General features: G+C 52.6%; 16 protein-coding genes. 5 read left to right on the top strand and 11 right to left on the bottom strand.

The window, feature by feature from the left end:
• Window positions 1-140 precede the first annotated feature (140 nt).
• From ROA7450_RS21265 to ROA7450_RS08775, 3 genes are all read left to right on the top strand, one after another.
• The gene (locus ROA7450_RS21265) at window positions 141-344 is read left to right on the top strand and encodes a hypothetical protein (protein ID WP_085805327.1); all 204 of its coding nucleotides are present in this window, start codon (window positions 141-143) and stop codon (window positions 342-344) included.
• Window positions 328-4,005: a vitamin B12-dependent ribonucleotide reductase gene (locus tag ROA7450_RS08780; protein WP_085805326.1), complete on the top strand. Its 3,678-nt coding sequence runs from the start codon at window positions 328-330 to the stop codon at window positions 4,003-4,005. Before ROA7450_RS21265 ends, ROA7450_RS08780 begins: the two co-directional genes overlap by 17 nt.
• A gap of 508 nt (window positions 4,006-4,513) precedes the next feature.
• On the top strand, window positions 4,514-4,771 hold the full coding sequence (locus ROA7450_RS08775) for a hypothetical protein (RefSeq protein ID WP_234999473.1): 258 nt from the start codon (window positions 4,514-4,516) through the stop codon (window positions 4,769-4,771).
• A 45-nt stretch (window positions 4,772-4,816) separates the two neighbouring features.
• On the opposite strand, the gene ROA7450_RS08770 is transcribed toward ROA7450_RS08775, so the two are convergent.
• From ROA7450_RS08770 to ROA7450_RS08750, 5 genes are all read right to left on the bottom strand, one after another.
• A complete protein-coding gene (locus ROA7450_RS08770) occupies window positions 4,817-9,091 on the bottom strand; it encodes a translocation/assembly module TamB domain-containing protein (RefSeq protein WP_085805324.1) in 4,275 nt (1,424 codons plus the stop codon).
• On the bottom strand, window positions 9,091-10,794 hold the full coding sequence (locus ROA7450_RS08765) for an autotransporter assembly complex protein TamA (RefSeq protein WP_234999472.1): 1,704 nt from the start codon (window positions 10,792-10,794) through the stop codon (window positions 9,091-9,093). The genes ROA7450_RS08770 and ROA7450_RS08765 overlap by 1 nt, the downstream gene beginning before the upstream one ends.
• A gap of 241 nt (window positions 10,795-11,035) precedes the next feature.
• Window positions 11,036-14,116: an efflux RND transporter permease subunit gene (locus ROA7450_RS08760; protein ID WP_085805323.1), complete on the bottom strand. Its 3,081-nt coding sequence runs from the start codon at window positions 14,114-14,116 to the stop codon at window positions 11,036-11,038.
• The gene (locus ROA7450_RS08755; protein WP_085805322.1) at window positions 14,113-15,207 is read right to left on the bottom strand and encodes an efflux RND transporter periplasmic adaptor subunit; all 1,095 of its coding nucleotides are present in this window, start codon (window positions 15,205-15,207) and stop codon (window positions 14,113-14,115) included. Before ROA7450_RS08755 ends, ROA7450_RS08760 begins: the two co-directional genes overlap by 4 nt.
• A gap of 128 nt (window positions 15,208-15,335) precedes the next feature.
• Window positions 15,336-17,768, bottom strand: coding sequence for a GcvT family protein (locus tag ROA7450_RS08750; RefSeq protein WP_085805321.1), 2,433 nt, complete (start codon window positions 17,766-17,768; stop codon window positions 15,336-15,338).
• Between the two features lie 197 nt (window positions 17,769-17,965).
• Between ROA7450_RS08750 and ROA7450_RS08745 the strand changes: the two genes are divergently transcribed.
• Window positions 17,966-19,492 carry a trimethylamine methyltransferase family protein gene (locus ROA7450_RS08745; RefSeq protein WP_085805320.1) on the top strand — a complete coding sequence of 509 codons (1,527 nt, stop codon included), beginning with the start codon at window positions 17,966-17,968 and terminating at the stop codon, window positions 19,490-19,492.
• Here ROA7450_RS08745 and ROA7450_RS08740 read toward each other — a convergent pair.
• The 3 genes from ROA7450_RS08740 to ROA7450_RS08730 are packed head-to-tail and all read right to left on the bottom strand — an operon-like array spanning window position 19,479 to window position 23,594.
• Window positions 19,479-20,459, bottom strand: a complete 981-nt coding sequence (locus ROA7450_RS08740) for a LysR family transcriptional regulator (protein ID WP_085805319.1) — start codon at window positions 20,457-20,459, stop codon at window positions 19,479-19,481. The two genes, ROA7450_RS08745 and ROA7450_RS08740, sit on opposite strands and share 14 nt — an antisense overlap.
• A 26-nt stretch (window positions 20,460-20,485) precedes the next feature.
• Window positions 20,486-23,065, bottom strand: a complete 2,580-nt coding sequence (locus ROA7450_RS08735; RefSeq protein WP_085805318.1) for a hybrid sensor histidine kinase/response regulator — start codon at window positions 23,063-23,065, stop codon at window positions 20,486-20,488.
• A 4-nt stretch (window positions 23,066-23,069) separates the two neighbouring features.
• Window positions 23,070-23,594, bottom strand: a complete 525-nt coding sequence (locus ROA7450_RS08730) for a putative pterin-binding protein (RefSeq protein ID WP_085805317.1) — start codon at window positions 23,592-23,594, stop codon at window positions 23,070-23,072.
• Window positions 23,595-23,791: 197 nt separating this feature from the next.
• Here ROA7450_RS08730 and ROA7450_RS08725 point away from each other — a divergent pair, with 197 nt between their 5' ends.
• Window positions 23,792-24,397 (top strand): response regulator, encoded by a 606-nt coding sequence (locus ROA7450_RS08725; RefSeq protein ID WP_085805316.1) that lies wholly within the window; start codon window positions 23,792-23,794, stop codon window positions 24,395-24,397.
• Between the two features lie 68 nt (window positions 24,398-24,465).
• Here ROA7450_RS08725 and ROA7450_RS08720 read toward each other — a convergent pair whose 3' ends face one another.
• The 3 genes from ROA7450_RS08720 to ROA7450_RS08710 are packed head-to-tail and all read right to left on the bottom strand — an operon-like array spanning window position 24,466 to window position 26,778.
• Window positions 24,466-25,518 carry a methyltetrahydrofolate cobalamin methyltransferase gene (locus ROA7450_RS08720; RefSeq protein ID WP_085805315.1) on the bottom strand — a complete coding sequence of 351 codons (1,053 nt, stop codon included), beginning with the start codon at window positions 25,516-25,518 and terminating at the stop codon, window positions 24,466-24,468.
• A gap of 10 nt (window positions 25,519-25,528) precedes the next feature.
• Entirely contained in the window at window positions 25,529-26,455 is a 927-nt protein-coding gene (locus ROA7450_RS08715) for a methylenetetrahydrofolate reductase (protein WP_085805314.1), read from the bottom strand.
• 26 nt (window positions 26,456-26,481) lie between these two features.
• On the bottom strand, window positions 26,482-26,778 hold the full coding sequence (locus tag ROA7450_RS08710) for a virulence factor (RefSeq protein ID WP_085805313.1): 297 nt from the start codon (window positions 26,776-26,778) through the stop codon (window positions 26,482-26,484).
• Window positions 26,779-26,965 lie beyond the last annotated feature (187 nt).

Below are 26,965 nucleotides of genomic sequence, written 5' to 3'. Positions count from 1 at the left end.
GGAATCGGCAGGCTATGGTCGCCGCGATTTACTAACTACCGGTCAACAGTTTTTTCCAAAAAAAAGTTCAAAAAAAGCGTTGACCACATAGGGGTATATACGCCACCTTGTGCGGGCAAGCTGGCTGACCACAATATATAGTGGCAACAAGCAAGGCGGGGACAGAACTTCAAGAACACCTCGGTGCAAGCCGGGCTTATTCACCGCATCCTGATATCAGGGCTGCGTTACCGATGTTTGTACCCGTTATGTTTGGTGGCTTTGCAGATCTGCAACGTCAGATTTTAACACATTTTGTCATGATTGCTGAGATATGGGGCAGCTATAATGAAAATCGAACGTAAATTTACCACGGCGGGGCAGGATGCATATGCGAGCCTCGATTTCATCACAACCAGTTCGGAGATTCGGAATCCGGATGGAACAATTGTTTTCCGGCTGGATGAAGTCGAAGTTCCTGCCAAATGGAGCCAGGTTGCGAGCGATGTGATTGCCCAAAAGTATTTCCGCAAAGCTGGCGTTCCTTCGACAATGAAGAAGGTTAAGGAAAAGGGTGTTCCCGAATTTCTGTGGCGTTCGGTTCCCGCGAATGACGATGCCAAGATGGGCGGTGAAACCAGCGCTAAGCAAGTGTTTGATCGTCTCGCAGGGGCATGGGCCTACTGGGGCTGGAAAGGTGGCTATTTTACCACCGAAGAAGACGCCTCTGCTTACTATGACGAGATGCGCTTTATGCTGGCCAATCAAATGGCTGCACCGAATTCCCCACAGTGGTTCAATACCGGCCTGCATTGGGCTTATGGCATCGATGGGCCAGGACAGGGGCACCATTACGTCGATTTCCAAACGGGCGAACTGACCAAATCGAGCAGCGCCTATGAGCACCCGCAGCCCCATGCGTGCTTCATTCAGTCAGTCAAGGACGACTTGGTTGGCGATGGCGGCATTATGGATCTGTGGGTGCGCGAGGCGCGCCTGTTTAAGTATGGTTCAGGCACGGGCACGAACTTCTCGTCCTTGCGGGCCGAAGGGGAATCGCTGTCAGGTGGCGGGAAATCATCTGGTCTGATGGGGTTCCTTAAAATTGGCGACCGTGCTGCAGGCGCGATCAAATCGGGTGGTACCACACGACGTGCGGCCAAGATGGTAATCTGCGACGCGGATCACCCAGATGTGCAGGAGTTCATCAACTGGAAGGTCAAAGAAGAGCAAAAAGTGGCCTCCATCGTGGCCGGTTCCAAAATGCACGAGCAGAAGTTGAACGAAATCTTTGGCGCGATCCGCGCTTGGGATGGCAGTTCAGAAGATGCGGTTGACCCCAAGAAAAACGAGCAGCTCAAAACTGCCATTCGGGGGGCAAAACAGACCCAAATCCCTGAAACATATGTCAAACGTGTGTTGGATTATGCGCGGCAGGGATATGACAGCATCGAATTTCCGACCTACGACACTGATTGGGACAGTGAAGCCTACGCATCGGTCAGCGGACAAAACTCCAACAATTCAATCCGCGTGACTGATGCTTTTCTTAAGGCAGTGGAAAACGATGAAGACTGGGCGCTGATCAACCGCACGGATGGCAGCGTGTCAAAAACAATCAAAGCCCGCGATCTGTGGGAAGATGTCGGGCATGCGGCATGGGCCTGCGCCGATCCAGGCATTCAGTACCACGACACCGTCAATGCCTGGCATACATGTCCGGAAGACGGTGAGATTCGCGGTTCAAACCCCTGTTCCGAATACATGTTCCTGGACGACACGGCCTGTAATTTGGCATCGATGAACCTGTTGACGTTCTACAAAGATGGCAAGTTTGACGCTGACAGCTATGTGCATGCCACGCGTTTGTGGACTGTGACACTGGAAGTCTCAGTTCTGATGGCTCAGTTTCCGTCAAAGGAGATTGCACAGCTGTCTTATGAGTTCCGTACATTGGGTCTGGGCTATGCCAACATCGGCGGCTTGCTGATGAACATGGGCTATGGCTATGACAGTGAAGAGGGCCGGGCGCTCTGTGGTGCGCTGACCGCGATCATGACTGGTGTAGCCTATGCGACCTCGGCTGAGATGGCGGGCGAGCTGGGGCCGTTTGCAGGCTATGAGCGCAATTCAAAACACATGCTGCGGGTCATGCGCAATCACCGCAATGCGGCCTATGGCGCGACCGAAGGTTATGAAGAGCTGGCTGTGAAGCCGGTCCCATTGGATCTGACAAACTGCCCTGATAGCCGTCTGGTGGACTTGGCGATGGCAAGTTGGGATGAGGCACTTAAGCTGGGTGAAAAACACGGCTATCGCAACGCTCAGACTTCTGTTGTGGCTCCAACAGGCACCATTGGTCTGGTTATGGATTGTGATACGACTGGGATTGAACCTGACTTCGCACTGGTAAAGTTCAAGAAACTCGCCGGTGGCGGATACTTCAAAATCATCAACCGTTCTGTTCCTGGAGCACTTGAAACGCTTGGCTACAGCTCGGCCCAGATCGAAGAGATTGTCAGCTATGCCGTTGGTCACGGCACGATCGGCAATGCGCCGGGGATCAACCACACCTCGCTGATAGGTCATGGTTTTGGTCAGAACGAGCTGAACAAAATCGACGCGGCCCTTGGCAGCGCGTTCGACATCCGCTTTGTGTTCAACCAGTGGACACTGGGCGAAGAGTTCTGCACCAACGTTTTGGGTATTCCAGCGGCTAAGCTGAACGATCCAACCTTCGATATGTTGGCGCATCTGGGCTATTCCAAACGTGATGTGGACGCGGCCAACGATCACGTGTGTGGTACCATGACACTGGAAGGTGCGCCGCACCTGAGTGAAGAGCACTATCATATCTTTGATTGTGCGAACCCATGCGGCAAGAAGGGCAAGCGCTTTTTGTCGGTGAATTCACACATCGACATGATGGCGGCTGCGCAATCGTTCATCTCGGGCGCGATTTCCAAAACGATCAACATGCCGAACGATGCAACCATCGAAGATTGCCAAAAAGCGTATGAGCGCAGCTGGCAGATGGGTGTTAAGGCAAACGCGCTCTATCGCGACGGTTCCAAGCTGAGTCAGCCATTGGCAGCGGCGCTGGTCGAAGATGACGACGAGGCAGCCGAAGTGCTGGAAATCGGGACACCGCAAGAAAAAGCGGCAGTTCTGGCAGAAAAAATCGTCGAGAAGGTGATTGTCAAAGAAATCGTCAAATCGCACCGCGAAAAAATGCCGGAGCGTCGCAAGGGTTACACGCAAAAGGCCGTTGTTGGCGGCCACAAGGTGTACCTGCGCACTGGTGAATATACCGATGGTTCCTTGGGCGAGATCTTCATTGATATGCACAAGGAAGGAGCAGGTTTCCGGGCAATGATGAACAACTTTGCCATCGCGGTGTCTGTTGGTCTGCAATACGGTGTGCCGCTGGAAGAGTTTGTTGACGCCTTTACCTTTACCAAGTTTGAGCCTGCGGGCATGGTGCAGGGCAACGACAGCATCAAAAATGCAACCTCGATCCTTGACTACATCTTCCGCGAACTGGCGGTCAGCTATCTGGATCGCACCGATCTGGCACATGTGAAACCCGAAGGGGCCACATTTGATGACATCGGTCGCGGTGAAGAGGAAGGTGTCAGCAATATTAGAGAGTTGTCAGGTGAAGCTGCGTCTAATTCCTTGGAGGTTCTGAAGCAAATCAGCTCGACCGGCTATCTTCGCAAGCGTCTTCCGCAAGAACTGGTTGTTCTGAATGGCGGGCAAACCGCCGGTGCGACAGCATTGGCAGGCGCTGCCGACCCTGTTGGTGCGTTACAAACGCTGGTGCCCGAAACCGTCGCAGCACCGACGATAACAACAACAGAAACCACCACCACGACCGTAAACACCGGCATGGATGCCCGCGCCAAAGCCCGTATGCAGGGTTATGAGGGCGACCCATGTGGGGATTGCGGAAACTACACCCTAGTGCGCAACGGCACCTGCATGAAATGCAACACCTGCGGCGCGACCAGCGGCTGTAGTTGATCACGGAACAGGGGTGGGAAATTGTTATCCGCCCCTCCACTCACACGGATTAGGTGAGCCTGATCCGGACGACGTTCAGGCCGCAGGCAAAAAAACACCGGGCGGTTAACAGACAGAGCCTGAACGGCGAAACTAAAAGGGGGCAATCTGCCCCCTATTTTCTTTGTTAGGTTTGATTTTTTCGAATCTTTTCGCAATGTTAATGTTCTCGTGGAATAAGGACATTGAACAACTTTAAAGCGTGCCTTGGTTCGCCGGTTGACTAACGTTTGGAACTTGTCCAGATTTTTTAAAGGTGATCTCTAGTTTAGTCCTTCGCGTAAAGCGGGAAATCGCCTCTGATTTCTTTTGTGAGAGCGATGACACAAAAAAGAAGAGTATGTTGAAATAACGAAAATTCGTTTGACAGACCCTAACCAAAACCTGTCTAACGCGCGAAACTAAGAAACATCCTCATATAATTCAGCATGGGTATGTAAGAGAAACGAGTGTGTATAAGGTGAAACTGATGAAATTGATCAGTAACGTTAGAATCGGAATGGGTGGCGCAGCATTGGCTGTGGTTTTGTCTGGGTGCTCCATTGATCCGCAAAAATACGAGACAACTCCAGTTAAGGTAAATTCGTCCAAAGGCGTGGTGACCTGCCAACTGTATACGAAAGAACGGGTTCTTTGGGACCGCTCAATTGGCCGTCCGAACAGCATGAGCGTTCAAGAGGCTGATAATATTTGCCGAGCAGAGGGCGAACGCCAGAAAAACGCCTAAACGCGTTCATTACCCTACTGATTGATGCGAAGTGGCGGGGCGAACCTAGTAGTCCCGCTCAAAAAACACGCCGACGCCGCTGTTGCCATCGGTGCTTGTTGACCCCTTGACGGTGAAGCTGGGTGAGACGTCGAGATTCAGATTTATTTTTTCGTTACCTTCGCTGTCTGCCGTGAATTCAGAATAGATGTTGTCTGAAATATAAGTGCCCGCCGTGACTTCTGTTCCTCCGTCATCGGTCGAACCAATGTCAAGATTGCTGAGGCCAAGGCGGCTGCGCAGCCCTCCACTGAGCCCACCGCCACCGCTCGACAGCGACGCGACAGCCGCCGCGAGCTGCGCGGCCTGAATTGGCGAAATCGAGTCTAGCCCCCGACCGAACAACAGGTGGGCGACGATTTCCTCATCCGGCAATTCCGGCGTGGATTCAAAAGTGATCTCGGGCTCATCTGCGGCGCCTTCGACGATTACCCGCGCAGTGATGTCGCCCGTGTCTGTTTCCCCAACAAAGCGGATGTAAGGGATCAAAGAGCCTCGCAGATCGACCAGCCCTTCGGACAATTCAATGCGTTGTCCAATGATATCAATTCTCCCGCGTATCAGTTCGAAAAATCCACTGGGGGCAACGTCCTTGGTGGTGCCTCTGACCTGAAGCTCTCCGCCCAGTTCTGCATCCAAACCAAGCCCGCGCACAAAAATCTGGTTTGGAGCATTAATTTCCAGATCTAACCCAAGAATAACGGGTTCAGACTTTTCCTTTTTAATAAGGCCTGCACGTTCGCGACTTGCACGAACAGCTGCAGGTTCGTTGATGTGTTTCAAGCCCGGCAGGTCTTTGATCCCGGATCCGACGCTTGGACTCAGTCGAATTTCGGTTTTTCCCAAATCGACACGGCCGCTTAGCTTGGCTCCGGAGAGCAAGGGACCTGTAAGTTTGAGATCCGCATTGAGCGAAGTTTGGTACAACTCGGGATCACGGATCGTGAGAGTTTGGGACTTCAGCGTTAGATCCATAGAGAAGGGCGGGGTCAACGTGACAGGGCCAGTTGCACGAACCGACCCCCCCAAAACGGATTGCCCGGTCAGATCAATGGTCGCCTGGCCCCCGGCCAGGTCGGCTGTGCCCCTGACATTTTCGAAGGAGACATTCAATTTGGGGTCGGACACCCGTGCAGGCCCCAAGTTGACGGTGCCGGAAATCGCAGAAAGCGATGGTTTGCCATTGATGCGTAGATCATAGGTTGCGTTGCCGTCCAAGGCCGTGGGCGTGATGAATTGGTTGATCAGGCCAAGTGGAAGCCCGCCAGTGACGGAGAGCGCGACAGATTTTCCGTATTCCAGAATATCGCCAGCAATGTTGGCCGTCACCCCACCTGGCCCTTCAGCCGAGAGTTCGAGGGAGATGTTTTCGCCTGCCGCGTCATTTAACGTCGCCTGCCCCTTGGCGGACAGCGGCCCTTCAAAGCCGGGAGCAAAGCGCCCGAGATTGGCAAGGCGTGCATCAAAGCTTATAGGAGAACCAGGACCTGATCCTTTGATATCAGCAGTTATTTCAGCGGCGTCCAGAATTAATTTTCGCAAATCCAGTTCATGATTGAGCAATGAAGCGGACAGTTCGAAAATAACCTTGCTCCCCAAGAGTGCATCGATTTGGGAGTTGCCACTTCTTAGATTTGTTCCGGAAAAATCGGATTCAACATCGAACTCTTGCCCTTTGAGTTTGCCATTACCAGTGGCTTTCAGATCAATCGCACCCGCCACTGACTTATTGAACAGAGGAGCAAACTGCGACAAATCCGGAGCCGTGAAGGTCAGCGAGCCTTCGAATGGCCAAGTTTCATCGTATGGCTGTACCATACCTTTCGCGGCAAGGTCTGCGCCGAATACCGCTGCTGATAAGTGGTTCAAGGTTAACGTTTCTGTTGTCCCATCCCATCCAAGATCAGTATCCAAACGCGCTGACCCGTTCAGGCGCTGATCAATCGCCGAGGCATCCGCAATCTCGGCGTTGAGGACAAATGTACCATCCTCGCCTTTGACCAGTTGACCTGTTGCCGTGGCGGTCAGCGCGGGATTACGAATGTTGAAGGTATCCAGGCGCAATCCATTTTCATCCTGCGTGGCTTTAGCTACCAGTTTGGTATTGCCTGACATCAAAGCATCAATTTGGTCTTCACCGATTTGAATGTCAGACGATGTCATGAAAAGTTCAGCAGAGAAGGGGGCGTTGATAAAGTCCCCTCCGGCCTGTGCCGCGCCACTGAATTGCAGATCAACCACACCAGAGAGTGGGCGTTGAGCAATTTCAGAAAAAGCTGATAGATCAGTAGCCCGAAAATCGATGTCACCCTCGAAGGGGAGCTTTTCATCTTCTGGGTCAAGGGTTCCGGTTACGGAGAGTTCAGCCGTCATGGCCTGCGCGACAAGTTTGTCGATGGTCAGGTTTTGGCCTGCAGCCCAGCTCACGACAGTGTCTACCGTTGCGGGGCCCGACAAAGTGGGTTCCACTACGGCTAGATCGTTCAATTTTGCTGCAAGAGTCAGGTCGCCGCTTTCAGGATTCAGCTGGGCTTGCAGTTTAGCATCCACTTGGGGGCTTTGCACGGTCATGTTGTCGATGGTCGTGCCGGTGGTATCGCGTCGTGCAGAAATTTCCAATTGGGCCTTGCCTGCCAGTAAAGGATCCAGCCGGTCCTCTCCGATTTTCATGTCAGTTGAGCGGATGGACAGATCAGCGTCAAAGGACTTACCGAGCAGCTCGGCCTCGCCGCGTAATGCCAACTCAACTGCACCGCTCAGATCACGCTTGGCGATCTCTGAGAAGCGGGACAAATCTCCAGCGCCAAGATAAGCGCGACCTCTGAAAGGAAGGCCTTTTTCAAAGCCACCTAAACCGCCATTGGCCAACAGCCGCAGGTCACCACTTTGAATTTCAAAACCCCGCAAGTTCACCCCGGTGTTTTTCTGCCAGACGATGCCTGTTTGGCCGGTGACGGTCGTGCCCATTACTTTCGCAAGTGCAGGGTTCTCATCTGTGAGGCCTTCGATCAATAGCTCCAAATTGCCGGTGAGTTTTCGAGGGCGCATTTGGCCGAAGGTCCCGGATGCGGACAACATGGTATTTTCAAAGGCTATGCCATCTTCTTGGGTAAAGCCGTTCAATGATAGTTGGGCTTGCCAGGCTTCTCCGTTGTTACCGTCGTATGATGCGGTGATATCCGCTTTCTCAAGGTAAGTCGCTGGTCCCGCAGTGGGCAATTGAACGACCTCATTGCCACCGATGTGCCCCTTTAGATTAAAATTGCTAGGCCAGCCGCCGGGGGCTAGTTCGGCGTTGCCATCCAGCTGCATTTGCGCCGCACTCAGAAACAGGCGCTCGATATCGGTGGCACCGTCCGGCTTTTGGTGGCCCTTCAGGCTGAACAGGGTTTTTTCACCAAAAAACGGTTGTAGTTCAGTTTTGAAAAGCTTGCGCAGATCGCCAGCCATGTTGGCGGTGAACTCTTTTACGCGGTCAGTGGGGTGGCCTTTTTCCGCATAGGTCACGATGCCCGCCAGTCGGGGCTCACCTTCAGTTTCCAGAGCAAGGCTCGCCTTGAAATCCGACAGCGGCGCATCAGCGAAGATCCTGAGTGATACAGGGGGTTCATCCGGAATTTTCAAAAGGGTTGCAACAATGCCGCCTTCTTGCTCTTCTAAATCTACAAGGATTTTTAATTGACGCGTTTCATTGGAGTAACTGCCATCGATAAAGAACCGGCCCTTATCCTCAGGCTGATGTGCGATCTTCATCAAGACCTCACCATTGCCTCCTTCGAGCGTCAGATTTCCTAAAACACTGAGCGACAACGCTTCACCCAGAACATCAGACCCTACTTCAACATTCTCGATACTGATCTTCCCAATATCGACCGAGACAGGAAGTTCCGGAAGTGCAAACGGTTGGGCAACGGAATCTTCTGTGCTGGGCGCTTCCGAGCTGTCGGGAAGACGCGAAATGATCAACTCTTTGGCGGTCAATTCATTTACTTTCAACCGACCGCGCAAAAGGGCTGTGCGAGTCCAGACTAAGGATGCGTCTTTGAGTATGAGCCAGGGCCCATCTGCATCTGAGATGATCAGTTCGTCAAGCGTGGCGTTTGAGGACAGCGCCCCTTGAAAGCCTTTGACTTCCACCTCACGCCCAGCACCAGAAAGAGCATTCTGAATCAAACCTTCGAGAAAGCTCGCGTCATCGCTTGCTTCAGCAGGAGGTTCGTCTTGCGCCCACAAAACCGTGGCGAAGGCGATGAAAAGAGATATGATAAAAAACCGGCGCATCAAAAGGCCTGACCGATACCGATGTAAAATTCGAAATCCTGCCCCGCGTTATCATCAAACGGGGTGGCCAGATCGAACCGAATCGGACCGATGCTGGTGGCGTACCGCACGCCAAGACCACCGCCGCTTTGCCATTCGCCGTTGTCGATACTGAAAGCTTCGGGACCGATAAATCCAGTATCTGCAAACGCCACGGCGGAAAAGTTTCCAGCAACGGGAATGCGGGCCTCACCCGAAAAACCGACGAACGACCGGCCACCGATGGTTTGGCCATTCCCCAAATCAACGCCTAAAGATTCATAAGGCTGCCCACGCACGGTATCAGCACCGCCTGAGTAAAACAGATATTCAGGAGGGACATTCGCAAGACTTGAGCCACTGACTGCGCCGAGCTGTGCACGGCCCGCAAAGACGAGATTCTTGTTGGCGCCAACGGCCCGGTATGAACGCAAATCTGTGTAAACTCGTGTGCCGAGATCGGAGTCTTTCAATTCGTAAAAGGGGATGAGTTGCAAGTTGGCATATATTCCTTTGTGCGCATCCAGCTCATTGTCTCGCGTATCCCATGTCACTTTGCCCGGAAGGATGAGGTGCTGAAGCGTCCGCGTGCCTAGATCATCCCGAACATCAGAGAAACGGTATCCGATCCCAAGCTCCGCGTTCAGATCGTCTGCAAATTCATGGGTGACACCGCCTCCAATCTCAAAGCTGTATTCGCGGTATTCTGGCTCGTCCTCCAACTGGATTCGGAACCCCAGAAATAGGCCTGTGTCACGGGAGAAGGTGGCGGGCCGATCATACCGTGTCGTAATGCTGTAATCTATTCCGCTATCGTTGCTACTGACACCACCGATGTCGCCGCCGATGCCGCCAACTGAAGCCTCAACCTTGAGGCGATCTGCGTCTCGGCGAATATTCCGATGAAGCCAAGTGCCGGTGAGCGTTATGCCGTCAATGGTTTCATATTCGACGCCCGCACTGATGCGCCTGCGTTTGGCGTTGATCAGTTCGGCGTTGATATCCAGCGTCCCATCTGGGTTAATATCTTCGGCTTCTTGTAAAACGACAGATTGAAATGTTCCGGTTTTACGCAATCGATCGGCAGCGTCACGTAACTCGCGGGGAGAAAAGTTTTCGCCAGTGGGGAGATCGGCGATTTGTTGAACGCGTCGTGTCGAGACGGATTCAGCCTTTACCACATTTAGCACACCAAATTGTACTTGCTGTCCCGGCGCAATTCCAACGTCGGCAGACAGCGTCCTGCTTTTATGATTTGCGGTAATATTTTCGTCACTGATGCTGGCTTTGGCATGACCGTGCTCGCGCCAGGCGGACACAGCTTCGGCAGCTGCGTCGCCGACGAGTCCGCTGAGTGCAGGCTTTCCGATCGCAAAGCCTTCTGGCAACATTGTTTCAGGGGCCAAAGGTCTAATTTGCGTTTTGGAGAAGGCGAACTTGGGACCGGTTTTGACCGTGATCTGAATGGTGTTGACTGAACGTGGCTCGTCGACGGGAGGGATTGAAGCGGCTTCGCGTCCGTCCACAAAGATGTGTACGACCCCGCCATAATAGCCGAATTCGTACAAAACACTGGTTATACGGGCATAATCGGCTCGAGCTGCGGCGAGAAAATCCTGCGATGTGCTTGTTTCTTCGCTCCTGGTTTTGTTCGTTAACGAGGCCGTTTCAAGGGCTTTTGCCAAGTCTTCGTCAGCACCTGGAGCATATATTGTCAATTCAACTGCATTTGATGACTGCGCTGATATGATGAGCCATATCGTAAAACAAAGTATTTTTCTGATCTTCGATTCGAACACGCGTTTACCCACCCCTCGGGCATGAATATCACATCACAAATCAAGGTTGGCTATGCCTGAAATCAGAAAAAGGGCTGATAACTGGCTGATATTTGCCGATGAATTGTATCCGTAACAGGCTTTGTCGCTAATGCTGTGACATACCTTCGCTCAAGAGCGCCTCTCGCTCTGCTTGCGGCCGTGTAAAACGAGCCAATAAATCGTACAGGACTGGTGTGACCACCAGCATCAGCGCTGACGCCATACCCAACCCCGCAACAATTACAGTGCCGATTGCAATGCGGCTTTCGGCTCCAGCACCGCTAGCCAACACTAGAGGTACTGCGCCAAGGATTGTGGACAATACCGTCATCACGATTGGGCGCAATCGCTGAACGGATGCCTGAAGTACTGCCTCGCGTGTTGCCAACCCATCGTCTCGTAGTTGATTGGCGAATTCGACGATTAATATCCCATTTTTTGCCACCATTCCGGTGAGAAGGATGATCCCGATTTGACTATAGATGTTGAGCGACAAACCAGACAGGCCCATGGCATATATTGCACCTGCTAAACCGGCTGGCACGGTAAGCATGATGGTGATGGGATGGATGAAGCTTTCAAACTGCGCTGCAAGCACTAGAAAGACGATCAATATTGACAACGCGAATATCAAAGTGGTCCCAGAAGTTGTGTCCTTGAAGGTCTGGGATTGCCCGGCAAAGCCCAGCTTGGCCTCGGCGGGAAGGATGTCTTGCGCAATCGTTTCCAAAGATGTCAACACCTCGCCTAGATTATAGCCCGGAGCTAGGGCACCTGACAATTGAACCGACGGCAGACGGTCATAGCGGCGGAGAGACGGGGAGGCGGCGTTTTCAGTCAGAGTGACCAAGGCACCCAGCGGCACCAAGGATTCTCCGTTTCCAGCGCGAACAAAGATATTGTTGATGTCTGCAGGGGCGTTGCGATCATCCGCTTTGGCTTGCAACAACACCGGATATTCCCGACCGCGGCTGACAAATCCGGTGACCTCGCGTGAAGCAAGGAAGGTTTGCAGAGTGTTGGCAATGGTCTCCACGGTGATGCCCAGATCGTCGGCGCGCGCACGGTCGATGCTGATATCCAGTTGCGGCAGGTTTTGCTCAAAGTTAATGTCAGGGTTGACCAAGCCGGGCACGTCATCTGCAGCAGCCAACAATTCCGTTGCCCAGCCTTTAACGCTCTCGAAATCTGGTCCGCCGATCACAATTCGAACCGGGGTCGAACTGCCACGTAGCCCCAACCCTGACGGGGCCACAGGGAAACCACGCGCGATGGTGATTTTCCCCATCTGGGGCATGATCCGGCCAATCACATCAGACACCAACACATCGCGGTCTTCCCATGGGGCAAGACGGAACACGACAAAAGAACGCCACGCGCGATTGCCCCAGCCGGTAAAGGTATAAACCGTCTCCAAAATGCCCTCATCACGCATCGGGGCAAGAATCTCTTCAACCTGACGGGCGGCGATGTCTGAATGGGTCACCGTGCTGCCTGCTGGAGCTGTAAGAGGGACAAAGCCAACACCGCGATCTTCTTTTGGGCTCAGTTCGCGCGGTAGTGTCTCGTAAACCAGAAAGGCGCCCGAACACAGGGCTGCCGAAATGGCCAGAACAACCAGCGGCATCCCCAAAGCCCTTGATAAGATGGTTTCGTAGGGTCGCTCAATGGTTGACTGTTTATGTTCCAGTCTTTCGCCCGTTGCCCTTTCCCGGCTGCGCAGGAGTATTGACGCCAATGCAGGACAGGCAGTTAAGGCGACAAAGGTTGAAATGATGACGGTTGCCGCCAACACCCAACCAAACTCTACAAACAAGCGGCCTACCTGTCCCGGCATGAACGAGAGTGGGACAAAGACAGCGACAAGTGTGACCGTTGTGGCGATCACGGCGAAGGTGACCTGACGCGCGCCGCGCAGGCTGGCGACAATAGGGGTATCGCCTTGCTCGATGCGACGTTGAATGTTCTCAAGCACCACGATGGCATCGTCCACCACCAGACCAATGGCAAGAAGCAGCGCGAGCAATGTCAGGGTGTTAAGCGAGAATCCCATTGCATTGATGAAAATGAAACAGCCCACCAAAGAGATTGGAATTGTGATCGCCGGGATCAAGGTGATCCGAATGCTGCGCAAAAACAGCAAGATCACCATAATGACCAAACTCAAAGAAATCATCAGCGCGGTCAGAACCTCCCGGATTGACGCCCCGACAAACAGGGCGTCATCAGATCCCACGATGATTTCCATGCCTTCGGGCAGGGTGGGTTCCAGCAGGGCAACTTCGCTGCGAACTGCCTTAGAGATGGCCAGCGTGTTGGATTGGCTTTGTCGCAAGACGGCTATGCCAACAGCATCCTCGCCGTTTGTACGTACGATGGTGGTATCATCTGAAACGCCTGGTTCCACCACGGCAACGTCACCCAGACGCACGGGGTAACCGGCAATACGGTCGACAACGATATTGCGAAAATCATCGACCGCTTCCAAACGGCTGTTCAGGCGGACCGTCATTTGCCGGTTTTGCGATTTTAACTCACCAGCCGGGAGTTCCAAATTATTGCGACGCAACGCGGCCTCGACATCGGCTACCGTTAGCTTACGGGCCGCCAAGGCTCTGCGGTCCAACCAAATGCGCACTGCGAACGGCCGGTCGCCGTAAATCCGAACGCTGGCCACGCCATCAATGGTCGAAATCCGGTCGACAATGAATCGATCCATATAATCTGTGATCTCTGCCGTCGTCATCCGCGAGGAAGTTACCGCAAGCCGCATTACCGGGTCGGCATCGGCGTCGCTTTTGATGACACGTGGCTCATCTGCTTCCTCTGGCAGCTGCCCTCGCACACGACCCACCGCGTCACGCACGTCATTGGCGGCTTGGTCAATATCGCGGCCAACTTCAAATTCCAGCGTGACATTGCTACGCCCTTGACGGCTTTCCGAGCTGATCGTGCGCAGGCCGTTGATGGCAGAGACCGCGCCTTCAATGGTTTCAGTTATGTCGGTATCTACGACCTCGGCTGCGGCACCGGTATAGGTGGTTTGAATGGTCACAACCGAGTTGTCGATATCTGGCAATTCGCGGATCGGGATGGACTGCACTGCGGCGATGCCAAAGACGATGATCAACAAGCTGGCTACAGCCGCCAAAACGGGGCGCCGAACTGCAATGTCAGACAAGGTCATGAGCCGTTTTCCACAGTTTGATCTGTCTCGGAGGTGGGGTCCGGTCTATTGATTTGGCTGCCGTCGCGCACGCGCTTCAGACCGCGAATGACCACTTCATCGCCACTCTGAAGGCCATCATTGATGGCAACAATTGCTGATTGACGTTGGCCGGTCGTAACGTTGCGGCGCTCAGCAACATCATCAACGATGACAAAGACATAAGTCGATGCCGCCTCAAAAACGATTGCCTCTTCCGGTACCACCAGATTTTCACTTTCCGACAATATCAGCGTTAAAGACATGAACATGCCAGCTGGCAAAGTGCCGTCAGGGTTTGGGACAATGGCGCGCGCGCGAAACGCGCGGCTGGTCGGATCAATCCGAGTGTCTATTGCCGAAACGGTACCCGCAAACGCGCGTCCCGGAAACGCTGCTGAACGCGCACTGATCGGCTGCCCAATCGCGATCTCGGCAAATAGCGTTTCAGGCAGAGAGAATTCAATGATAACTTGCGACAGGTCATCGAGTCGCGTGAGGGTTTCACCCTCATCGACGCGTGCGCCGAGATCGATTTCATTGAGACCAATGACCCCAGAAAAGGGCGCGCGAATGGTCCGATCTTCGAGTTGCTGTTCCATCCGGTCGAGCTGTGCGTTCGCTTCGGCCAGTCTGGCGGTGACTTCATCCAGAGAGGCTTGTGAAACGGCGTTTGTCTCTCGCAGTTGTCTGACTCTCGTTAGAACTTGCTCTTGTTCGGTCAGGCGAGCCTGCGCCTCGGCCAGATCGGCTTGTGCGATCCGGTCATCCAACTGCGCCAGTACATCACCGACTTCAACAGCTTGACCGGGGGAGATTTCAAGCGAGACAATCCTGCCGCTGACTAAAGGAACAATGGAAATGGAACGCAACGCACGGGTTGTGCCCACCGCCTCAACACTTTGAACCATCATTTGAGATTCGACATGAGCGGTTTCCACCAAGATTGGGCGGGCAGGGCGTTCGGTTGATTCATCTTCATCCGAGGTTGTGTAATGCTGATAATAGGTAAAGCCGCCATATCCGGCAGCGGCCAGAAGGCACACGATCAGCAGTTGTTTCCAGACGGTCACGCAGTGCTCTCTTTCTTTCTGGCGTCAAGGCTGGTCAGAGACTCAGTGCTCAGAAAGGTAAAGCAAGCGATAGGAATGGCAACTCCTTGAATGGAGACGCCAATTCACAATGTTGAATGTATTTGCCTTTAACCTCGAGGAAGGGTCATGTCCGGGTCATAAGGGGCTGAGGGAATGACCGTGCAGGGGATCATATTTCCCAGAATGTCAATCTCGGCGCTGCTGCCTTCTGCGCAATGCTCAGGGTCAACAAAGGCATATGCTAAGTTGAGGTCGGTTCTGTACCCCCAATCGCCCGAGGTGACGGTGCCGATGACCTTGTCCCCGATCATCACTGACGCCCCGCCATGGGCTGCCGCATAGTTGCAGTCGACCTTGAGCGTGACCAGTTTGCGGTTCGGACCCGATTCTTGGCGTTTGAGCAAGGCTTCTTTACCGATGAATTCATTATCGAGCTTCACAAAACGATCCAGGCCAGTTTCAAACGGGTCAAATTCGGTGATCAGGTCCGCCTTCCAATGCAGGAAGCCTTTCTCCATTCGCATTGATTCTACCGCGCGCGCACCAAAAAGCTTCATGCCGTGTGCCTTGCCCGCTTCTCGCAACGAACGATAGGCAGAATAAAGATTGGCGTTGGGGATGTGGATCTCATAGGCCAACTCGCCTGAGAAACTGACCGCCATAACCGTCGCCGGGGCTATTCCAATGAAACACTCACGCACTGATAGCCACGGAAACGCTTCCTTCGACCAATCCGCGCGGGAGACTTCTGATAGAACCGCGCGGGAATTGGGACCAGCTAGAACCAGAATGGTTTGATCATTGGTTAGCGATTTGATCTGAACGTCTTCATCATCGCGCAGGTGTTTATGCAACCAATCCATGTCGTGAAATTCTGACGCCGCAGCCGAGCCGTACCAGACCCGGGCAGGGCCACGGTCTGAGGCCGGGATATTGGCCACGGTTGCTTCGCTTTTGACCATGCCATGATGGTTGAGCAGGTAGCCCAACCCGACGCGGCCATCACGTTTTGTGACAGTGCCGCAGATCATCCGATCTAGGAAACTGTGGCGGTCGGCGCCTGTGATCTCAAACCGGTTAAACCCATTGACTTCGGCCATACCAACGGCGTTTTGTACCGCCTTAACCTCTTCCCCGACGATGTCGTGTGCCTCATCGAACTTAAAGCTATGAGTCACATGGAAATCGGGTGAGGGCTTGAAATACTCAGCACGTTCCCAACCGTTCACCACTGTGAACTCTGCATTATTCGCCTCCAGCACTGGGGTGAGGGGCGTGGTCTTGGCGTAGCGGCCCGCGGGGCGATGCTCATTAGGGAAGTGGAAGCGGAATTCATTCTGATAATCCTCGATCGCCTTTAAGGCGGTCAATTCCACGTTGGTGTGGCCAGTAAAACGGCGCGGGTCTAAGCACCAAGTGTCATAGCACGCCTCGCCATGGACGATCTGTTGTGCCAATAGCCAGCCATGCCCGCCGCCTTCGCCCAGCCCAGCGCGCAGGCCAATAATACAGAAGGCATTGCGTTTGCCAGGGATCGGGCCAACCAGAGGCGCGCCATCAATGGTATAGGTGATCGGACCGTTGACGACCGTATGAATGCCAACCTCCATGAGGGCTGGCATCCGCTCAAACGCCCCTTCAAGGACGTCTGTAATCCGATCCAAATCATCTGGGCACAGCGCGTTGACAAAGTTGGGGTCAATTCCGTCCATGCCCCATGTCTTACAATCCTGCTCATAGAAGCCGACCAACAGGCCGTTCTTTTCCTGCCGCGAGTAGTAATCGGAGATCGGGCAACGTAGCAGCGGCATACGGTGGCCCGCTTCCTTGATCGCAGGAATCTCTTCAGTCAGGAAATATTGGTGCTCCATAGACATGACCGGGTGGTGCACGCCCATCATCGCGCCAACCTCGTTCACGCGGTAGCCACAGGCGTTGACCACCACCTCGCAATCAATGTCGCCATGTTCTGTGTGAACAGTCCAGCTATCATCTTTGAGCTGGGTCAGGCCGGTCACCGGCGTGTTGCGGTACACCTCAGCACCGGCCTTACGGGCGCGACGCGCCAGCGCCTGGCACAGTTGCGCGGGGTCGATGTCACCATCAAGCGGGTCCCAAAGACCACCCACAAGGTTTTCGGTTGAGATCAGAGGGTGGCGGCGGGCGCATTCCTCGGCATCGATCACTTCGAATTCGACGTCCATCCCACGCGCCATGGACGAGAAGTGGCGGTACCCTTCCATCTGCGCCTCGGTATTGGCCAGACGAATGCCGCCATCGGCATGGTGATAGTTGATCGGATATTCGGGATCTTCTGCGAGTTCTTTGTAGAGGTTGATGGAATGCGTCTTCAGACCCACCATAGTTTGGTTCATGCCAAAGTTGGTGACCTGCGCGGCAGAATGCCATGTCGTGCCACTGGTCAGCTCATTACGTTCGACCAAGACAACATCGGTCCAGCCTTCCTGTGTAAGGTGGTAGAGGGTCGAGCAACCGGCAATGCCGCCGCCAATTACAACACAACGGGTCTGCGATTTCATGGGAGTCTCCGCGAGCTAAGGTTTGTGTGTAAGGACTGCGTTTCGACCCCGGTGGTCAATTGCGATCTAACGGAATTTTAAATTTTGATACTCTGGCTTCGATAAATTCGAAGCTTGCGCGAACAGGGTTGCGAATGAGGGGGGATGACTGTGCATAACAGGTCCAACGTTTCCCATTCTGAGCAAAGAGGGCACAGATGACCGAAGAGGTAGCACAAAAGGCACGCAGATCTGGCCGCCGTAAGCGGCTTGCCAAAAGTGCGGCACCGCCAAAGGTCAACCCGGCACCTCCGGGTCAGATAGGTGGTGCTTATCAACCTCTCACCGAGGCAGAGTTGATCTCGATCTATAATACGGCGCTTCGCTTGCTGGAAGAGTTGGGGATGGGCGATGTGCCTGACAATCTGGCCAAGGTTCTGGTCAAAGCAGGAGCCGAGCCCATTGCGGGGGATCGTTATTGCTTCCCTCGCGCCATGGTCGAAGACATGATTGGCAAGGCGGCCAAGACCTTCATCTTGCATGGGCGGGATGACGAGCGGTCTATCGAAGTGGGGGGCGATACAGTGTATTTTGGCACTGGTGGCGCTGCGGTCCAGGCGCTGGACTTGGATACGGGGCTGTATCGCCCTTCGACTTTGGAAGACTTGCACAACTTTACCCGACTCCAAGACACATTGAACAATGTCAGTTGGTTCACGCGCTGCTGTATTGCCACGGACGTCGAGGACCCCTACGAGCTGGATGTAAATACCGCTTATGCCTTGATGAAGAATACCAACAAACCGGTGGCTACGGCCTTTACACTGGCGGAACACGTCGATCCGATTGTCGAGATGTTTGACATCGTTGCCGGTGGTCCGGGTGAATTTGCCCGCAAACCGTTCCTCAAGGTACATATCAGCCCGGTGATTTCGCCCATGCGGTTTGGTGAAGATGCCGTGGATGTGACGTTTGAATGCATCAAACATAACATGCCACTGTCTTGCATCACGGCTGCGCAATCAGGAGCGACGGCACCTGCAACACTAGCGGGTTTCTTGGCGCAATCTCTCGCTGAAACGCTTGCCAGTCTTGTGATGGTGAATGCCATCAAACCTGGCCATCCGATGGTGTTTGCCAACTGGCCCCTTGTGATTGACTTGCGAACCGGTGCGTTCGCTGGTGGCGGAGGAGAGATTTCAGTGCTCAATGCGGCCTCTGCCCAACTCAGTAACTGGTTGGGGCTTCCGTCGGGCGTTGCTGCATCTATGACGGATGCAAAGGCCATCGATGCACAATACGGTGCGGAAAAGGCAATGACATCAGTTGCGGCGGCCTTGGCCGGAGGCAATCTGATTTATGAATCCTCTGGGATGACCGCCTCGCTACTTGGAGCGAGTTATGAAGCCTTCATTCTGGATGATGAAATGCACTCCAATACCTATCGCATTTTGCGCGGTGTTGAAGTGACCGAGGAAAACCTTGGCTATGACGCGATTTGCGATGCAGTTCTGGGTGAAGGGCATTTTCTTGGCGGTAGCCATACCTATGAGGCGATGGAGCGGGATTACTTCTATCCCAGTCTTGCTGATCGTGAGAACCCGCGCACCTGGGAAGACAACGGCGCGCAGGACGCCTGGCAAATGGCGAATGCCAAAGCCAAATCGGTTCTGGCAGAGCATCGGCCTCAGTATCTAACAGCGGAACAAGACGCGGCCATTCGGACAAAATTCAAGATTCTGTAAGGCCATCAGGCATTAAGTTGAACTGATCGCGGAGCCACGGGAACTTTTCGGTCATGGGCGTAATTGAGTGTGATTGGATCAGGTTGCGCAGAGTTTGATTGACCGCCATCAAAATATGCGGAGGGCACAATTCGGTAGAGAAGATCGAGACAAAGCGCGCAAACTCCTTGCCGGGGAAGGGCACCAGTTTGATCTGTCGGTGAAATCTGCGAGCCCGCATGAAATTGGTGGGCGTCGTAATGGCCCATCCGTGTCCTTCGGCCACCATGTTCATCAAGGTTTGATTACTGTCGAACTCAAATTGCACCGGATGTGATACGCGTAGGCGGCGAAGCTGTGTTTCGATCTGCGTGCCAATAATCTGGTTCTGATTGTAGCGCAGCAAGGGCAGGGGCCCTGTCTTGTCGAGTAGCTGTTCTGGAGGATGCCCACAATTGACCGGCAAGATCATCACAAACGGGTCACGTAGAAGGGGTGTTTCGATCAGGTCTGGCTGTTCAAACTGCGGGCGCGTGGCTACCCCGATATCGATATCGTTGTTCTTGAGCAGTTCCAGAATGTCATGGCTCGGCCGGGTCAAATGTTGAAATCGGCAGTTGGGCATGCTGTCGATGAGGCTGCGCGCAAGTTCCGGGGTGATTTCACTGTCGAAATCTTCGATCAAAGCCAGCTTTAGGTTTCGGGTTTGCGCAACATTGGCTGTTGTCACTTCACTTTCGGCCTTGTGAATCAGACGCATCGCCTCGCTGATATTGCGCTGAAAAATGCTCCCTTCTGCGGTTAGTCGAATGGGACGGCGTTTGTGGTCGAACAGGTTAACCCCCAATTCATCTTCAAGACTGCGCAGGTGATGAGAAACGGTACTGATTGAAAGACCAGCCTCTTCTGAAGCGGCTTGTAATGAGCCGTGCCGGGTGATCAGCAGAAATATTTCAAGCCACTTCAGGCTCAGCCGTGTTTTTTTCATTTCACACGGCTAGCACGAAGTTTTTCCTATCGGAAGTGGGACTGTTTCGAACTGGCTTGATTTTGCAGGACATCCAGAGCATCGCAGGCCAATTTCCAAGCCTCAGGCAATGCATCTAGCTCATTGCGCGCCGTAATTAGATCCTCGTCTGCGACGGCTGTTTCAGCCCGACTGAGGATAGCCTGCATCGCGTTTGCGCCGAAGGTCGCACAGGAGCCTGCCAATTGATGAATTATCCGAGCGAGATCTTTCGGCGTTTGCCCTTCAAAATCTTGTAAGCGAGCGATGAGGTCGTCACCCTCTTGACGAAAGCAATCCAAAAGATTTTCAAACTCGCATTCATCCAGCGTTTCACGAAACTCGTGAAAGGTCTGAGCATCGAAATCCGAATGAGCGGAGCGATCATCTACAGCGGTTTTTGAAGTTTTTTTTGCAACCAAACCTCTAAGTTCCTCTCTCCTGAGAGGCTTTGTGTAAATTTCTTCTTTTCCTTCCTTATCACCATATGATCGTGCTTCCAGAGCTGCGAGGGCCGTCAAAAAAACAATTCGTGGTGGGTTTTGAATGCTTGCCCGATCCCGGATCAACTCAGCGGTCTCGATTCCGCTCAATCCAGGCAAATTTATATCCATTATGACGAGATCAAAATTCTGTATCGATGCGTAAGATACAGCGGTTTCGCCATCGCTGCAGGACTGAATATTGTGGCCTTCATTGGACAACATCTGCTCAAGTACGACGCGGCTACTGGTGTTGTCTTCGACCAGCAAGATTTTCTGTGGAAAGTTGTTTTCCTTGGGTGTGATCGCACCCACCTTAGAAGAAACTGCTGACTTCTGATTTACTGCAGGCAAGGGAAGCTTTACCCAGAACACACTCCCTTCATTTGGTTCACTTTCGACACCTATTTCTCCCCCCATAAGCTGAACAAGTTGTTTGGTGATGCTCAGCCCTAATCCGCTTCCTTCTGGAGTTCCTGTGTCTTCTTCGTTCAATCGTACGTATTCGTCGAATATGCGTGGCAAATCTTCGGGTTTAATACCAATGCCCGTGTCAGTAATTTGAATTTCGACCCAGTCGCTGTCCTTTTCACCGACACGGGCTGCTTCGACAGTGATGGTGCCGTCAACGGTGAATTTGGCGGCATTTGTAAACAGGTTCATCAACACCTGCCGCAACTTTTCCTGATCACCCTCTACGTCTCCAACTTTTCGTTTGGAGGGTACTTTCTTGATTGTGCTATTGTTTTTGTGTGCTGTGGGAGAGGCTGAGAGGACGACTTCCGACATCATCTGGCAAAAATTGAACTGCGTGTCTTTTTTGACCAGTGTATTGGTGTTTCCCGACCTTAACATTTCAACGGCGTCGTTCACCTGATTCAACAAAAGAGTACTGGAAGACTGTAATATTGAAAGGTGTCGATCCTGCTCGGCGCTAAGTGGCGTTTCTTCAAGCAAATCAAGAGTTCCAAATATGCCTTGAAGAGGCGTGCGCATTTCATGGCTCATGACTGCAAGAAAACGCGCCTTGGCCCGCTCGCCGGCCAACGCTTCATCTCGAGAATGGGCGACGGCTTCTTCAGCGCTCAATCGTCTTGAGATGTCACGAAAGAAACAGACGCAAACCGTGTTGCCTGCTGTCGAAGCAATTTTTGCGGAAAGCTCAATTGGAAAGCTATGCGAATTGATTGCTTGCGCCGCGAAATCTGTACTCCGTATGGGGCCAAGCGCACAAAATCTAAACAAATCGTTTGCTTGAACCTTTCGTTCCGGCAAATTGTCTAGACGTTGTGACAGAATATCATTGATATTTATGGCAGCTTTATTTTTATCGGTCAGGTCAAGAAGTTCGGTTGCAGCTAAATTGCTTTCTAGCAAAGTTCCATCCTTGTTCACAACAAGAACGGCATCAAGGGATGTGTCAAGTATGGTCTGTAAGTGATTGAGTGTAATTAAATTTCCCTTTGATTTTTGTCGATGGGAAAGAGCGCTCAACCACAAGAAATACAAGAGTGCAAGAAGCCCAGATAGTAGGAGCAAGCTTAGGACCGCAAGCTGACGAAGCCGACTTGCCAGAATCGTACGTTCCTGCGCAACATTTTTGGCCTCGGCCTTGATGCTGTCCAAGGATAAGTCACGCATCAATGGAGTTAAGCGATCAAATAAAAGTAAAAGGGTTGTGACATTTGCGAAGAAATTCTCTTTTTCTGCATCTATTAATGGCATAGCGTCGTCGAGAGTATCGACAATTCTTTGAAGCTGTTCTTGAGGTTCTGACAAGGTGAAGGCCTCTTTGAACGTACTTCCTTCACTCACGCTCATGACTCGGCTGTACAATATATCATACCTGAGTTTAGCTTGTAGGATGCTTTCGGTGTCCGCAGACTTTACCCGTTCAAGTGCGAGGATGAACTGGAGGTGATCACGCTCCATCTGGGTCAGCGACCAACGTAAATTGTCATTTACAGTTGTTCGATATTTGTCGATCTGAAAGAAAACCTGAGCAGTCATCGCAATCGTTGCCGTGAAAAATACGACCGACAAAAAACTAAATAGCCGAATTTGGCTTTTCAGTGATGTTAGGAAGTTTATCAGACCTTTTGGCATTTGATCAGCGATTTAGTTCGACCTCTAATTCAGTTTGAATTTCAATTTTATGAAGCTGCCAGATACTTCGCAGATAGTAGAATTCTGTGCGGTACTTTGCGTCTGAATCGTAGTCATAGACGAGCCACAGTGGCCCGTACTCCCGCAAACTCATAGATTCGCCATTGCGATTGTAAGCGAGCAAAGCAGCGTCTTGATAGAAATCCTCGACAGGCGCTTCAATCGAATATTCATTTTGGGCGATCAATTCCAATTGACCGGTCTGAACGTTCAAATGTTCCAAAAGACTTTGAACACTTACGCCGGTGAAAGTTTGCTCCCCTTCAGTCCAAATTGTACTTGTCGTCACGGAAGACCTTGGCAGGGCTTCCAAGTCCGACATGGAAAAACTGTGAATTTTTGGCTCAGAGTCGTCCTCAGTATGCATTCGAATGATCAAAATTTCTTCATCTGAAACTTGACCCGAGGATACCGTGGGGGAGAAGGAAGACAGTAGCGAAAGCGCAAAAGCCATGATATACTTTAGCATAGTATTATCCTTTGAGTGGCTATAACATGAAGACAGTCTGTGAAGGTAGGTGGTTGAGGGAATTGCTGCACCGTTTATGTCACTTTTCAATAAGTTATCTGGCCATGACGTTAGGTACTTTGTATAAGGCGCACAAGTCACTTGAAGAGTATGTTCGTTAACCTAAATACGTCATGCCTTGGGCAAGAGACGTCGTGATGAAAAAGATTCTTATAGCTGATGACCACGACCTGGTTCGTGGAACGATTGCAGAGTACCTTCGCTCTAGCAGCGGTTTCGAAGTATTTTGCGCTTCAAGTTTGCAAGACGCCATTGAAGTGAATGCGAATGAAGCACCGTTTTCTTTGATTTTGTTGGACTATTCGATGCCAGGCATGGAAGCTTTGTCCGGATTAGAGAAAATGCAGAAGCTGGTAAATTGTCCGATTGCAATTATATCTGGAACCGCACCACCTGATATTGCGCGCACCGCGATCAAGGCCGGTGCCGATGGATTTTTACCCAAAACCCTGACGCCTGCAGTTTTGTTGGCCGCTGTCCAGCATATTCTGGATGGAAATGTTTATATTCCCGAGGAACTGTCAAGGGAGAGTGACGATGATTCAGATCTCGTGTTGCTCACACCTCGTGAGAAGGATGTTCTCATTGGTTTGGCTCAAGGGCTTTCAAACAAGGAAATCGCGCGAAATCTGGATGTGCAGGAAGTGACTGTGAAGCTTCATGTCAAAACCTTGTCCCGTAAACTTGGGGCGCGCAATCGAACGCATGCCGCGATGCTGGCGCGAGACAAAGGCCTTTTATAAATTTTCACGAGGCTGATGTAAAAAGCCCGGCACAACGGCCGGGCTTTCTATTTTCAGGGTGCTTATGCTTAGGCGCGACGACGTCGGCGCCCGCCACCACGACCACTGCCTTCGCCATCAGCAGAAGGGGGTTTATTGAACTTGATCCAGTTGCCGCCATGCGGGTCATTATTGGTCAGGAAGTTGGCGGCGCGAATGGCTTCCATTTCTTTACCTGCACGTGGCTTCATCGAGCCCAGGCCGAACAATTGGCAGAAAGTTTCGTCATCCATGTCCTCTGGCAAAACCAGACCAGCGGCCGCTACAGCCTCTTTCTTGGCTGCGATTTCGGCTTGCTTCACGGGCAGGGCAATCGGGTTCATGATTGCAGAAGTCATGCCAGCACCCATTGCCATTGGCAGGAAGGCGTTGTTGATACCGTGGCGGTTTGGCAGGCCGAAGGAGATGTTCGAGGCGCCACAAGTGGTGTTCACGCCCAGCTCTTCACGCAGACGACGAACCAGAGTGAAAACCTGCAAGCCAGCTGTGCCCATCGCGCCGATTGGCATCACCAGCGGATCAACCACGATGTCGTGTGCCGGAATGCCGAAATCAGCAGCGCGCTCAACGATTTTCTTGGCAACCGCGAAACGCACGTCAGGATCTTCCGAGATGCCAGTATCGTCGTTGGAGATCGCAACAACAGGAACGTTGTATTTCTTAACCAGTGGCAGAACCATTTCCAGACGGTCTTCTTCGCCGGTGACCGAGTTTAGCAATGGGCGTCCCTCGGCTGCGGCCAGACCGGCTTCAAGCGCACCTGGAACCGAGCTGTCGATACACAGTGGCACGTCAACCAGCCCCTGTACCAGTTCGACAACCTTGGTCATCAGCGGTGGCTCTGTCTCGTTCGGGTTTGGGTTGGAGTTGTAAACAACACCAGCGTTGATATCGAGAATGGTCGCGCCTGCTGCAACCTGAGCGATGGCATCGCTTTCTACGGTTGAGAAATCGCCAGCTTCCAACTCGGCAGCCAGTTTTTTGCGGCCGGTTGGGTTAATCCGTTCACCGATGACGCAAAACGGCTCATCAAAGCCCATGACAGCGGTTTTGGTTTTGCTTTCAACAATAGTGCGGGTCATTTGCAGTCCTTCACGACGCGTTTACAGGTTTAGCGGCTTCGCCACCGTTTTCGATCGCCCAGTTGGCGTTTGTCTTGATACCACCCAGCGGGAAGAAGTGGACATTCGTGATGTTGAAGTCCGGGTTCGCCGCTTTGTGGGCTGCCAGTTCCGCCAGAACCTCGGTTGGTTCATAAGGCAGTAGCAACTTGGTCACGTCCATAGCGCGTTTTTGCAGAACTTTCAAAGAGGGCCCAACGCCGCAGGCGATGGCGAATTTGATCAAGGTCTGCAGTTTGGCCGGACCGGCAATGCCGATGTGAACCGGAATAGTGATGCCAGCTTCGCTAAGCGAATTTGCCCATTCGATGATTGGTTTGGCGTCAAATGCAAATTGTGTTGCCAGCGCCATCTCGGCATCAGTGTTGTCGCTGAATTTCTGTTTCCAACGTAGGGCGTCGTCAACGTTCTTGGTCGATCCATCTGGGTCGATGTCTTTGTTGCCCTCTGGGTGACCCGCAACGTGCAAACGCTTGAAGCCCGCCTTGTCGAACTCACCGCTTTCCAGCAGCTGCATCGATGAATGGAAATCGCCATGAGGCTTGTCCACACCACCTGCCAGCAGCAGGGCTTGGTTAACATTGGCTTCGCCTTGGTAGCGGGCAATCCAGTCGGCCAGGGTTGCCTGATCCTTAATGATGCGCCCAGGAAAGTGCGGCATGACTGGGAAACCTTCGGCTGCGATGCGTTTGGCCGTGGCAACCATGTCTTCGATGGGTGTACCTTCGATGTGGGCAATATATACCCGGGTGCCAGCAGGTAAAAGATCACGGAAATCTTCGACCTTTTCAGCGGTGCGCGGCATTACTTCGATTGAGTAATCCTGCATAAACGCGTGAACCTGTTCATTTGGCGTTGCCGCCGCCTTGTCACGTTTCTTGAAATTCAAAAGAGCCATCTTGGCCTCCGGTCATAGAGTAGGGATCAAGCCCATCCATCGTTGGCGATCAGTTGCTTGATGCGATCCTGATCATATTCCGCGTCGATCCGCGCTGCCTCGGCTTCGACAACCTCATTTGCATCACCATCCATTGGGTATGGTTCTGCCTTGCGCCATTCAGCAAGGTAGGCATCGGTATCTTCTGCACCAACTTTCATAGCGGCGCGGTCAATCGCTTGTTCAAAGCGCTCAGGCAATTGCTTCTTTGCGCCACGACGACCTTTGCCCACGATAACCTGGGCCGGAATGTCGCGCCAATAAACGATTGTGACATCAACCATTGATGATTCCTCTTGCTGGGTCCCACTTCTCTAAAGCAGGGCAAAGATTATTCGACGTCTTTTTTCGACAGAACAAATACAAGTCGCGACGTTTTGCTGCACCATAAGCAGTTTGCGGCATCCAATAAAGTACGAGTTTCTGCTGTGAATTGATCGCCTGAGACTTCGCCCCCCTTGCGCCGTCGAA

Origin of the sequence: Roseovarius albus (assembly GCF_900172335.1) — a bacterium.
GTDB lineage: Bacteria > Pseudomonadota > Alphaproteobacteria > Rhodobacterales > Rhodobacteraceae > Roseovarius > Roseovarius albus.
This window is presented reverse-complemented; position numbering and strand designations above follow the sequence as displayed.